The sequence below is a fragment of the Xanthomonas hortorum genome (assembly GCF_024339125.1).
GTDB lineage: Bacteria > Pseudomonadota > Gammaproteobacteria > Xanthomonadales > Xanthomonadaceae > Xanthomonas > Xanthomonas hortorum.
Genome location: NZ_CP101417.1, coordinates 1,435,886 through 1,448,173, shown reverse-complemented (window position 1 = coordinate 1,448,173; position 12,288 = coordinate 1,435,886). Strand labels below are relative to the sequence as shown.

The window sequence follows — 12,288 nt, the reverse complement described above, 5'->3', positions numbered from 1 at the left end:
ATCATCGATGGGAAGGTGTTGGTGCTAGCAGTGCCGTGCTGCGCGGCTGCTTGCGGACATGCATTGACCACTCCCTTCTCCCATCGGGAGAAGGTGGCCCGCAGGGCCGGATGAGGGTACGGGCGAAGCCTCGTGCCATCCACCTTGGTAAGTGGCTTTGCCCCGTACCCTCACCCCAACCCCTCTCCCGGGGGAGAGGGGCTTCAAGCTGCACGCTGCTGGTCGGTGCTTGCGGCGTCCAGGCTTGCGGTTACTGCGCGGCTGCAGGCGTGGCACAGAACGAGATTGGTAATGCGTCCGCTTGCGTGCCCCAGCCTTGGGTCGGCGCCTGCTTGGTCAGCGCAAACGACAGCGTGCCGCCTTGCTGCAACTGAGCCCAGTCCAGGAACACCTGGCGCTGCGGTGTGCCGTTGAAACGCACGCCCTCCACATATTGCAGCGCGCGGCCATCAGCACCGGGGGCGTCGATGCGCAGGCGCTTGCCGTTACCCAGGTCCAGCGTCGCGCGCTTGAAGCGCGGGGCGTGCAGCAGGAACTCGCCGCTGCCCGGCACCGCCGGATACAGGCCCAGGGCGCTGAACAGATACCAGGCCGACATGGTGCCCAGATCGTCGTTGCCGGTGACGCCGTTGGGGGCGTTGGTGAACAACTGCTGCGCGGCACGCACCACGGTGGCGGTCTTCCACGGCTGGCCGATCAACGTGTACATCCACGGGGCGTGCAGGTCGGGTTCGTTGTTGGGGTTGTAGCGGTACTGGTTGTAGTAGCTGTAGGGGCCGACCACCCAGTGCGTGCGCGCAGCAGTGAGTGGGTCTTTGAGCAAGTCGTCGTAGGCGAAGAAGGCATCCAGCCGCTTGCCGGCCTGTTCGCTGCCGTGCATGGCCTGCAGCATGCCGGGGATGTCCTGCTGCAACAGCCACTGGTATTGCCAGGCGGTGCCTTCGTGGAAGCCGTGCTGCGAGCGCGGGCTGTAGTGATCGTCCGAGGGCGCGTACCAGTTGCCGTCTTCCAGACGGGGGCGCGGAAACCCGCTGAAGCCGGTGTCGGCATCGCGCACGCTGGCGTCCCAGACGCGGTGCCAGTTGCCACCGCGTTGGCGTAGTTGCGCGCTGTCGTCGCCGTGGCCGAGCGCTTGTGCCATCTGCGCCAGCGCGCAGTCGGCCAGTGCGTATTCCAGCGTGGCCGAGCCGCCGTGGTGCGGGTCCACGTCCATGCCCTTGGAGGGGAAGGCGCGGTCGTACTGCACGAAGCCGTTGGCCAGGTAACTGGCATTGCCGGAACGGCCGGAGTGGCGCGAGTTGGTCGGCGGTTGTTCGAAGGCGTTCTGGCGCAGCGCTGCGTAGGCCTCGGCCTCGTTGCCCTGCAGCGCGCCGAAGCGCCACAGGTCGACCAGGAACGGGGTGACCGGGTCGCCGGTCATGATGTTGGTGTCGTAATTGGCGTAGCCCCAGCGCGGTAACCAGCCGCCTTGCTGGTGGATGCCCAGCAGCGAGCGGCCGATATCGCGTGCGCGCGCCGGTTGCAGCAGGGCCAGCAGCTGGTTCTGCGAGCGGTAGGTGTCCCACAGCGAGAAATATTCGTAGTAGGTCCAGCCATCGGCGCGGTGGATCGCATCGTCATAACCACGATAACGGCCATCGGCGTCGCTGCCGGTCAGCGGCTGCAGCAGGGTGTGATACAGCGCGGTGTAGGCCACGGTGCGGTCGTCGGCGCTGGCGCCGTCCAGCTGCAGGCTGGCCAGTTGCTTGCGCCAGGCCTGTTGCGCGCGTTGGCGCATCTGCTCCAGGCCCAGCAGCTTGCCGCCCTGCCTGCCGTCGGCGCGCAGGTTGTTGCGTGCACCTTCGGCGTCCACGTGCGAGATGGCGCTGACCACGGTCACCGCACGTGCGTCCTTGCCCTTGCCCAGCGGGAAGCTGAGCCAGGCGCCGTTGGGCTTGAGTTCGCCGCCCATGCTGTGGCGCGCATCGGGCACGCCGCCGTCTTCGCCCCAGACCCCGTGGGCGGTAAACGGGCGGTCGAATTCCAGCCGGAACCAGGTGGTGTATTCGTGGCCGCCGCAGAAGCTTTGCGTGGTCAGTTTGCCTTCGACCACGCGGTCGCCGATCACTTGCACCTGGCTGCCGATCACCACATGGCGGTCGTTGGCCTGGCCCAGGTTGACCAGCACATGGCCGATGTCGGCGCCGGGGGCGAAGGTGTAGCGCTCGGCGGCGGCGCGGGTGAGCGCGGTGGCTTCGGCGTCGATGCCGCCGTAGTCGGTCAGGCGCACCTTGTAGTAGCCGGCCTGGCCGATCTCGCCATCATGCGTGTAGCGGGCGGCGTAGCGCGTCTGGTCGAAGGCCTTGGCATCGCCGGTATCGAAGTCGCCACCCGGGCCTATACGGCCGGTGACCGGCAGCAGCGAGACCTGGCCGCCCTGCTCCCAGCAACCGGCCCCGGACAGGAACGAATGGCCGAAGCCGCGGATGCTGGGGTCGTCGTAGCGCCAGCCGGCGTAGTGCGCGCCGATCGGGCTGACCTGGACCAGGCCGAACGGGGCCGAGGCGCCCGGGAAAGTGTTGCCGTCGTCCTTGCTGCCGATGAAGGTGTTGACCTGCGCCGGGTCCTGCGCGGCCAGCGGTGTGGACACCACCATGCCGAGCAGACATAGGCCGGCGGCGGCGCGGCGCCAGAATGGCGCCGGAGCACCCTGCGAGACGGAACGATTGGACGGGACTGCGGAGAGCATGCAAGACACCTCGGGGGAGAGGGCGACCGGAGCCGCAGGTGGAGGATCCATGTCGACCGCTGCATCACCCAGCGATCGAGACACAACGACTGCGTTCGAGCAACGACCTTCAGCGTAATCGCGATCTCGCGCCCGACTGGCTTACTTGGATCGATCTAAATTCGATGCGGTCACCGCCATGTGTTGGCAAAGATTAAGCATTCTCAACCATCTGCCGCACACCGCGGCGCAGCAACGTGTGCGGGCTCTTGCAGTTTTGCGGGTGCTTCAGACGTGTTGAAGCGGTCTGTTGCGCGCGCTCGGGGGCTGCCGTTCTGAGGCGTGCCAGCTGTGCTGAAGGGTAAGCCCGGCTTGGGGGGGCGATTTGGCTGCGCTGTGAACGTGTGGTTGAGGCGTTCCCTGGGCGTGTTGCGCGTCGGGGGCCGGACCCTCACCCCAACCCCTCTCCCGGGGGGAGAGGGGCTTGGTTCCTGCAGGAGTTCGGTTCCTGAGGAGGCTTGGTGCCTGGGGGCTTGGTCGCTGGGAGGGCTAATGTCTCTGGGAGCGGCTCGGTTTCTGGGTGAGCGCACGGCGTAGCCGCGTGCGCTCCAGCTTGCCCATAAAAAAGCCCGGTCAGTGACCGGGCTTGGCGACGCTGGCGTGGCGGCGGGAGGGGCCGACGCGCCGGTGACGCAGTTGCTCAGATCCAGCGCATGCCTTCGAACGGGTTCCAGCTGGTGCTGCCTTTGACCTTGTCCAGGTAATAGGCGTAGTTGGCGATCATGCCGGTCAACAACGACAGCGGCAGCCACAGCACATTCTGAAACGCGGCCGGCAGGAACGAGGCCACGATGCTCAGCACGAGGCTGATGCCGATCAGGCTCAACGCCTTGCGCCACAGGCCGATGATGAAGAAATAGATGACGCCGAAGAAGAAGGCATAGAAGTTCATGCCGACCTTGACCTTTTCGCCAAACGGCAGGGTCTTCAGCGCCTCCTTGTAGGCCGGCTCCTTGGGGCCGCCGTGACGGTCGAAGAAATCGAAACGGAACTGCCACTTGGGACTGAGCTGGGTGCGATCGAAGGTGTCCATTCCAAACCATGTAGTTGAAAACGGTTACATGATAGGCGATCGCGTATTCATCGGCACGCATTTTGGCGCTGTCTGCCGTGCTCCGCTGGCGGATCAGTCAGCTTGCCGGGGCGGCGGGTGGGCGGCGCTAGCGCTGGTCGCTCAGGCCGCTGCCACGGCGTGACCGGCGCAGCGCATACAGCGAGCGGTCGGCGCGATCGACCACCGCCGCCAGCGCTTCGCCGTCATGCCGCAAGGCGGTGCCCAGGGTGAACTGGATCGGTGCGTCGGCGCTGGCCCCGACGTAGTCGCGCGCCAGGGCGTCCAGTTGCGGCTGGGTGGGCTGGTGCAGCAGCACCAGGAATTCATCGCCGCCCAGCCGGACCAGACGGTCCTGGGTGCGTAGCGGCTGATTGAGGAACCACGCCATCTGCACCAGCACCTCGTCGCCGCGCTGGTGGCCATGGGTGTCGTTGACCAGTTTGAACTTGTCCAGATCCACCACGATGCAGCCCCAGCGCACGCTGGGGTCGCGCTTGTCCAGTTCGTCCAGGAAGCGGCGGTTGTAGCAGTTGGTGAGCGGGTCGGTGAACGACCATTCCAGCAGCTGTTTTTCCTGCTGGTACTGGTTGGTGATGTCCTGGGCATGCGCCAGCACGATGGTGGCCTCGGAGTCGATATCCAGCACATTGCGGTACTGCCAGTGGCGCAGGCTGCCATCGCTGGCCACCAGCTCGATCACCCCGGCATCCTGGCCGTCGAGCACCATGCGCGACAGATAGCCCTGCAAGGCGGCATGCCGCTCGGGGCGCACGAACTCCTGCAACGCGCGGCCTTCCATGCCCTCCACCTGGCGACCGAGCGAGCGCGCCGCGGCCGGGTTGATGCTGATCAGGCGGCCGTCCATGTCGTGGGTGCAGATCAGGCCCAGGCTGTACTGGAACATGTTACGGAACTTGCGTTCGCTGGCGGCCAGCGCATCCACTGCGCGATGGCGGTCGGTCACGTCCTGCACTGCGCCGATCAGGCGGGTGCGTCCGTCCACATGCTCCACCGAGCCGGTGCTGTGCACCCACAGGCGCCGGCCGGTGGCGCTGATCAGCGGCAGCTCCAGATCCCAGGGCGTGCCGTCGCGCACGCAGGCGTCGACCGCCTCGGTGATTACCGCGCGTGCCTCCAGCGGGTAGAAGCCGATCCCCTCGTTCAAGGTCGGTTTGTAGCCCGGAGGCAGATCGTGCAGGCGGCAGGTCTGATCCGACCAGGTCAGGGTGCCGCTGGCCACATCCACTTCCCAGCCACCCACCCCGGCGACCCGGCCGGTACGTTCCAGAAACGCCTCGCTCTCGCGCACACGCTGTTGCAGTTGTTCGTTGGCGGCCTGGCGTTCCAGCATCACGCGGCGCTGCTCCAGGCCTTCGGCGGCGACCCTGGCCAACTGCTGCAAGGCCTGCAGCTGCGCCGGCTCCAGCGCGCGCGGGCGCTGGTCGATCACGCACACGGTGCCCATGCGCAAGCCGTCGGGCAGCACGATCGGCGCGCCGGCGTAGTAGCGGATGGCGGGCGATTCGGTGACCAGGGCGTTGTCGCAGAAGCGCGGATCGGCCGGCGCATCGCGCACTTCCATCACCGCATCGCCCTGGATGGTGTAGGCGCAGAACGCCAGTTCTCGTGGGGTTTCGGAGACGCCGGGCAGGCCGATGTTGGCCTTCCACCATTGCCGGCGCTCGTCCACCAGCGACACCAGTGCGATCGGAGTGCCGGCGATCGCCTGCGCGGCGGCGGCCAGTGCATCGAAGAACGGTTCGGCGTCGGTGTCGACCACCTGCAACAACGCCAGACGCGCAAGGCGCTCGGCCTCGCTGGCGGTGGATGACACGGCGGTGTCGCACTGATTCAACGGAGAGCTCGCTCGTGCCCCGGGCAATGCGTTGAGTCTAGCGGAGTGGGCATACCTGTCAGGGACTGGCGATGCGGGGTTCCGTGCGCTATCGCACAGGTACGCGCGTGCGCGCCGACGCTGCGGCCGTTGCGCCACCTCAGTCGGTGCCGCTGGCGTCCGTGTTCGCCTGGGTGGCGGCGCGGTCGTCGCGCATCTGCAAGGCCAGATACAGGCGCATGCAATCGTCGGTATTGCTCAGGTCCACCGCGCACAGTTGCTGGATGCGCTGCATGCGGTAATCCAGTGTGTTGCGATGGATGCCCAGCACCTTGGCGGTGGGCGCCATGCGCATGCCGGCGCCGAACCAGGCCGACAGGGTCTTCAACAACTGGCTGCGACGTTCCTGTGCCAGCAGGGCCTGCAGCGGCTTGCGCAGTTCATCGGCCTGCCAGGCCTGACGCAGGTCGTCCACCAGCACCGGCAGGCGATAGTCGTCGTAGAAAAACGCATCGGCCTGCGGTGCGCGCGCCTTGCCGATGCGCATGGTGGTGCGCGCGACCTGGTGCGACAACGCCAGCCCGTTGGGCTGCGCAAAATACTGGCCCAGGGCGAGACGGATCCGCAGCGGGCTGCTGGCGCGCATGCGCTCGAGCAAGGTGTGCGCGCGACGACGTTGTTCGCCCACGTCCCAGTGTCCGCGGCGGTCCAGCGCCGGTTTGAGCACCACCAGTTCGTTGAGCGCGGTGGCCGCGATCAGGTTGCCGCGTTCGGGCGTGGACAGCAGCGTGTGCAGGCGCTGCAGCTCCACCAGCATGGCATCCAGATCCAGGGTGTCGCTTTCCACTTCGATCACGGCGGCCACGCGCGGCAGGTCGAGCGCGATGCCGAGCCGCTCGGCCCAGCCAGCCAGTGCCGGGGTCGGGCCGTCGGCGCGGATCAGGCCAAGCGTGACTTCTTCGCGCAGGCGCGCGTCGCGGGCCAGCAGACGCAACAGGCCGGCCTGTTCCAGCATGGCTTCGGCGGCCATGCGCACCAGTTCGGCCTGTTGCCCGATCCGCTGCGGGTCGCCGCTGAGCCCGACGCAGCCAACGATGCGGCCATCCACGATCAGCGGCAGATTCACGCCCGGCCGCACTGCATCCAGTTGCTGCGCCAGCGCCGCATCGATCTCCACCCGACCCTGTCGGGACAGCACCAGCAGCGCGCCCTCGTGCAACTGGCCGATGCGCGCCGGCTCGCCGCTGGCGATGATGACGCCGGTGTGGTCCATCACATTGACGTTGCCGTCGATGATGTTCATCGCGCGGTCGACGATGGACTGCGCCAGGGTGCGGTCGAGCGTAAGCATGGGCTGGGGTCTGTTGACGCGGTCGAGGGAGGTCACGGTGCCATGGTCGGCGCGTGCATGTTCGACACGGGTGTGACTGTGCATGGTGCGGCGGCGGCGACGACGGGTGCTTCTACCGCCGTTGCCGACAGCCTGCCGCACGGGGTTCGATTCGGATGCGTCAAGCGAAGATGCGGCGCGCTGCGACGCCTGCGGCCGGCGCGCTGCGCACCCGTCGTGAGTGAGCAGCCGATGTCCCGGAATCGGTGGCAGTCACGCCGGCAACGCGTCGCGCCGTCACCCTGCAGGCGACAGGCATGTCGCGCGCGCCGATGGGCTGCAGTGGGACAGGTGGCACGAGGAGGGCCGGCGTGAGGCATCCGTGCGCTGCCGTCAGCGGCCTTCTTCGACTGCAGGCACCTGCGCCAACGCGCTGCCCACCTGCAACGCCGCCGCCACATTGCGCGCGGCAATGCGTACGTTGCTGGCGGCTTCGGCCAGCGCCTGTTCTACCGTGCAGGCGCGATGCACCACTGCGAACATCGCATCGATGCCGTGGCCATGCAGCAGCGCGGCGCCGTTGCCCAGGCAGCCGGCAATGGCGATCACCGGCTTGCCATGCCGCTGCGCCACCCGCGCCACGCCCACCGGGGTCTTGCCGTGCAGGCTCTGGCTGTCCAGACGGCCTTCGCCGGTGATGACCAGATCGGCATCGGCGACCAGCGCATCCAGCCCCAGCGCCTGCGCGACGATCTCCACGCCGGGCCGCAACTGTGCGCCCAGATACGCCACCAACGCCGCGCCCAGGCCGCCGGCCGCACCGCCGCCGGGCAGGTCGTGCAACTGCACGCCCAGGTCGCGTTGCAGGAGGTTGGCGTAATGCTGCAGGTTGCTATCGAGCTGACGCACCATGCTGGGCGTGGCGCCCTTCTGCGGGCCGAACACCGCCGAGGCGCCGGTCGGGCCGATCAGCGGGTTGTCCACATCGCAGGCCACTTCGAACTGGCAGTCCTGCAGGCGCACGTCCAGGCCTTCGGTCTCGATGCGCGCCAGGGCGGCTAGCGCGCCGCCGCCCGGGCCGATCGGCGCGCCTTGCGCATCCAGCAGCCGCACGCCCAGCGCCTGCGCCAGGCCGGCGCCGCCGTCGTTGGTGGCGCTGCCGCCGATGCCGATGATGAAGCGCCGCGCGCCGGCATCCAGCGCGGCCAGGATCAATTCGCCCACGCCCGCCGTGCTGGTGCGCAGCGGCGCGCGCTCGGCCGGCGGCAGCAGCGCCAGACCGCTGGCGGCGGCCATTTCGATCACGGCGGTGCGGCCGTCGCCGGTCAGGCCGAAGAACGCCGGCACCGGGCTGCCGAGCGGGCCGCTGACCGTGCAGGCGATCACCCGCCCGCCGGTGGCCGCCACCAGCGCGTCGACCGTGCCTTCGCCGCCATCGGCGACCGGCACCTTGCGGTACTGCCAGTCGGGAAACACCTCGCGGAAGCCGGCCTCGATCTGGGTGGCCACCTCCAGCGCGGACAGGCTTTCCTTGTACGAATCGGGGGCGATGACGATCTTCATTGGGACACTCGCTTGAATGGGCGCATCACTGGTTCACCGCGCGCGCCGGCACCCGCAACACCAGCGCGGCGCCCAGCAGCATGGCCCCGGCCAGCACGTACAGCGCCAGCTCGGTGCTGTGGGTGGTGTCCTTGATCCAGCCCACCAGATACGGGCTGACGAAGCCGGCAACCTGGCCGGTGGAATTGATCAGCGCCAGCCCGCCGGCCGCAGCGGCGGCAGTGAGAAAGCCATTGGTCAGCGGCCAGAACAGCGGCAAGCCGCTGACCGCGCCCATCGTGGCCAGGGTCATGCCGAACAGGGCCAGCGCCAGGTTGTCGGTGACGCTGGCGGCGATGCACAGCCCGGCTGCGCCCATCAGCAACGGGATCACCAGATGCCAGCGGCGCTCGCCGCGGCGGTCGGCCGAGCGGCCCATCAACACCATGAACACCGCTGCGGCCAGATACGGGATGGCGCTCATCAGGCCGATCCGGGTCGGGTCGGTGACGCCGCTGCCCTGGATGATCGAGGGCAACCAGAAGTTGATCGCATACACCCCGCTCTGGATGCAGAAGTACACCGTACCCAGCATCCACACCGCCGGGTTGCGCAGCACTGCGCCCAGCGAGGTGGAGGCGCCGGCCGGTTTGCGTGCTTCGTCGTCTGCCAGCGCGCGGGTCAGTGCCTGTTTCTCCTGCGCATCCAGCCAGGTCGCCTGCTGCACGCCATCGCTGAGCAGGAACCACACCCCGATGCCCAGCAGCACCGTGGGCATGCCTTGCAGCAGAAACATCCATTGCCAACCGGCCAAACCGCCCTGCCCGGCCGAAAAGTGGCTGAGGATCCAGCCCGACAACGGCCCGCCCAGCACCCCGGAGATCGGGATGGCCGACATGAAGACGGTCATGACCCGGCCATGCTGGGCGCGCGGAAACCAGCGCGTCAGATACAGCACGATGCCGGGGAAGAAACCGGCTTCGGCCGCGCCGGTGAGCAGACGCAGGGTGTAGAAGCCGGCCGGGGTGCGCACGAACATCAGGCAGGTGGAGAGCAGGCCCCAGCTGACCATCATGATCGCCACCCAGCGGCGCGCGCCGATGCGCTGCAGGATCAGATTGCTCGGCACCCCGCAGGCCAGGTAGCCGATGAAGAAGATGCCTGCGCCCAACCCATAGACCGTTTCGCTCATGCCCAGATCGCCCAGCATCTGCAATTTGGCGAAGCCGACGTTGACCCGGTCCAGGTAATTGAACAGGTAGCAGACGAACAGGAACGGGATCAGCCGCCACAGGATCTTGCGGTAGGTCGGGCCCATACCGTCGGGTGGCGGCAGGGGCCGGGTGGCTTGGGTCATCGCACGCTCCAGCAGTCGGTGGGCCAACCGATGCGCAGTGCGTTGGCACCGGCACCACACAGGGGTCGGCGCATTCTAGTTGGAGCTTTTTCCCGGAAGCATCGTCAGGATGCTGCCTGTTTATGGGCAGCTGGGCGCTGATTTTTGTGCAAATGCCCAAATCCGCATCAAGCATCTCGGCATGTGCCGGGCTCGGAGCGCCACGGCGACCATGCTGCTGGTGCAGAGCTGGCCGCCCGATGCGGCGACGGCCACCCGGCCACCCAACCGCCTAGCTGACAACTAGCGCTGACGCACGCCGCGCGCCACGATCAACCAATCCGGCGAAGAAGCCCGCAGCGGCACCGCGCCTCTCCCCAGCCCGATGCCCACGACCAAACCCGCGCCCCACCGCCAGGCCCGACGAAGCACCCAGCCCTCTGCACGATGGACCGCCTTGCCTCTGCGAAATCCCGAATCCCGCCTGCCGAATCCCGGCACCAGGTGCCCTACCGATTCCCCACTCCCGATTCCCCGCCGCATACGCCTGCGCCTGGCCCATCACCCGCAACAGGTTGCCGCCCCAGATGCCGGCGATCTGCTGTTCGGTGTAGCCCTTGCGCAGCAGCCAGGCGGTGATGCGCGGGAGCTTGGAGACGTCTTCCAGGCCGACCACGCCACCGCCGCCGTCCCAGTCCATGCCGATGCCCACGTGCTCGGGCCCGACCAGCGTGAGCACATGCTCCAGATGGGCGAAGAAATCCTCTTCGGTCGCCCGCTTGATCGGGTAGCGCGCATCCAGCTCCTTGAGTGCGGCGCTCAGGGCGGTGCCGTCGGCGATCTTGACGTGTTCCCAACCGCCGTACTGGTCGGTCAACGCCTTTTCGGCGGCCTTGCGCTCGGGGCTGGCGCCGCTGTCGACCAGATAGCCGCCATAGGAATTCACCTGGATCACGCCGCCATGCGCGGCCAACACCTTCAAGCGTGCGTCGTCGATATTGCGCGGATGGTTGAAGACCGCACGCGCGCCGCTGTGCGAGAGCACGATCGGCACCGGCGATAGCGCAATCAACTGATCGAACACCGCATCGGAGGCGTGCGATTGATCGATCACGATGCCCAGCGCCTGCGCCTGCTGCACCAGTTGCTTGCCGGCCGGGCTCAAGCCCTTCCACTCCGGCCCCTTGGGGTCAGTGGCCGAGTCGGCGAACTCGTTGTTGAGAAAATGCACGGTGCTCATCAGGCGCAGGCCTTGCGCGTAATAGAAGCTCAGCAACGTGGGGTCGGCCACCAGCGGGCTGGCGTTTTCCATGCTGATGTACACCACGCGCTTGCCATCGGCCTTGATGCGCACTGCGTCAGCTGGCGTGGTGGCGAAGGCAAAGCGCTGCGGTTGCGCGGCCAGCAGCGTGTGGATCTTCAACAGCCGCTGCAGGCCGGCATCGCGGTCGCGCAAATGCGCCGCCGCACTGCGATCGCCTTGCCCGGTGTAGACCGCCCAGAATCCGCCATCCAGCGCGCCTGCGAGCATGCGCGGGTAGTCCACCTGCGACAGCCGGTTGCCGGCGTGCGCCTGCAACACGTCGAAGTCCGGGCGCTCCAGATTGGCCGGCGTATCCAGATGCGAATCCAGCGTGACCAGCCGCTGTTGCAACGCGGTGGCACGCGCCAGCTCGGCCTTGGAAAACTCCAACGCGTGGCTGGGTGCAGCCACGGCCAGACTCAGGAAGATGGCGGTGCACAGGCGGTGCAGGGTCATGGCGGCTCGCAGAAGGTGGGGGGAATCGATCATAGCCGCGCAGGGATCGGCCGATCTCTGCGCAGAACGCGGGGCGCGGCGCGGCGCGCCGCGATGCGCAGTCGCAGACATCAGCGCCTGCGACCACGCACCAACGCGTCACTTGCGCTCGAAGAACTCGTGATAGGCCTTGGATTTGCCTTCCGGTGACTTGCCCACGCCATTGCGGATCAGCGTCTTGCCGTCGGCAGAAAACGTCCAGAACTCGCCGACAATCACGTCGTCGTCCTTCATCTTGAGGATCTGGTAGGTATCGGCACCGGTCTTGCTCACCGAGATCTGGTTGAAGCGCGCCTGCTCGTTGAGTGGGCTGGGTTTGCCATCGAGCGTGGTGATGTAATCGACCTTGTACGGGGTGGCCGGACGGGTGGTGTTGATGGAGTGGTACTCGATGCGGTTGTCGGAGAACTGCACGTTGATGGTCAGGCGCATGCCCTTGGGAAACTTGCCGTCGCTCCAGTTGGATTTGGATTCCACCAACGTCCAGGCGCCATCGTGCGGATCGGCCGCGAATGCGGTGGAGGTGGCGGTCAGCGTTGCGATGGCGAACAAGGCGGTGGTCAGAAAGGTGCGCATGGGCAGTGTCCTTGGATGCTGGGATGTCAGGCGGTGATGCCGGGTGGCGGC

At 67.4% G+C, this 12,288-nt stretch carries 7 protein-coding genes and 1 pseudogene; all 8 read right to left on the bottom strand.

The window, feature by feature from the left end:
* Positions 1 to 250: 250 nt before the first annotated feature.
* The 8 genes and pseudogenes from NMB96_RS06090 to NMB96_RS06055 all read right to left on the bottom strand — a co-directional run bounded on the left by NMB96_RS06090 (position 251) and on the right by NMB96_RS06055 (position 12,237).
* Positions 251 to 2,728: a GH92 family glycosyl hydrolase gene (locus tag NMB96_RS06090; RefSeq protein WP_255086495.1), complete on the bottom strand. Its 2,478-nt coding sequence runs from the start codon at positions 2,726 to 2,728 to the stop codon at positions 251 to 253.
* A gap of 679 nt (positions 2,729 to 3,407) precedes the next feature.
* Positions 3,408 to 3,800 (bottom strand): DUF2628 domain-containing protein, encoded by a 393-nt coding sequence (locus tag NMB96_RS06085; RefSeq protein WP_074056186.1) that lies wholly within the window; start codon positions 3,798 to 3,800, stop codon positions 3,408 to 3,410.
* Between the two features lie 127 nt (positions 3,801 to 3,927).
* Entirely contained in the window at positions 3,928 to 5,676 is a 1,749-nt protein-coding gene (locus NMB96_RS06080) for a sensor domain-containing diguanylate cyclase (protein ID WP_176340373.1), read from the bottom strand.
* Positions 5,677 to 5,815: 139 nt separating this feature from the next.
* Positions 5,816 to 7,006 (bottom strand): sugar diacid recognition domain-containing protein, encoded by a 1,191-nt coding sequence (locus NMB96_RS06075; RefSeq protein WP_255086494.1) that lies wholly within the window; start codon positions 7,004 to 7,006, stop codon positions 5,816 to 5,818.
* A gap of 372 nt (positions 7,007 to 7,378) precedes the next feature.
* Complete coding sequence (locus tag NMB96_RS06070) at positions 7,379 to 8,548, bottom strand: glycerate kinase (RefSeq protein WP_255086493.1); 1,170 nt, start codon at positions 8,546 to 8,548, stop codon at positions 7,379 to 7,381.
* Between the two features lie 25 nt (positions 8,549 to 8,573).
* Positions 8,574 to 9,884 carry an MFS transporter gene (locus NMB96_RS06065; protein ID WP_255086492.1) on the bottom strand — a complete coding sequence of 437 codons (1,311 nt, stop codon included), beginning with the start codon at positions 9,882 to 9,884 and terminating at the stop codon, positions 8,574 to 8,576.
* A 490-nt stretch (positions 9,885 to 10,374) separates the two neighbouring features.
* Positions 10,375 to 11,622: pseudogene (locus tag NMB96_RS06060) on the bottom strand (dipeptidase); the annotation flags it as partial.
* A 138-nt stretch (positions 11,623 to 11,760) separates the two neighbouring features.
* A complete protein-coding gene (locus NMB96_RS06055) occupies positions 11,761 to 12,237 on the bottom strand; it encodes a hypothetical protein (RefSeq protein ID WP_255086491.1) in 477 nt (158 codons plus the stop codon).
* Between the last annotated feature and the right edge of the window lie 51 nt (positions 12,238 to 12,288).

Excerpts from the sequence above, each read along its gene's own strand:
- NMB96_RS06090 (WP_255086495.1), bottom strand. The coding sequence starts at position 2,728 with ATGCTCTCCGCAGTCCCGTCCAATCGTTCCGTCTCGCAGGGTGCTCCG.
- NMB96_RS06085 (WP_074056186.1), bottom strand. The coding sequence starts at position 3,800 with ATGGACACCTTCGATCGCACCCAGCTCAGTCCCAAGTGGCAGTTCCGT.
- NMB96_RS06075 (WP_255086494.1), bottom strand. The coding sequence starts at position 7,006 with ATGCTTACGCTCGACCGCACCCTGGCGCAGTCCATCGTCGACCGCGCG.
- NMB96_RS06070 (WP_255086493.1), bottom strand. The coding sequence starts at position 8,548 with ATGAAGATCGTCATCGCCCCCGATTCGTACAAGGAAAGCCTGTCCGCG.
- NMB96_RS06065 (WP_255086492.1), bottom strand. The coding sequence starts at position 9,884 with ATGACCCAAGCCACCCGGCCCCTGCCGCCACCCGACGGTATGGGCCCG.
- NMB96_RS06055 (WP_255086491.1), bottom strand. The coding sequence starts at position 12,237 with ATGCGCACCTTTCTGACCACCGCCTTGTTCGCCATCGCAACGCTGACC.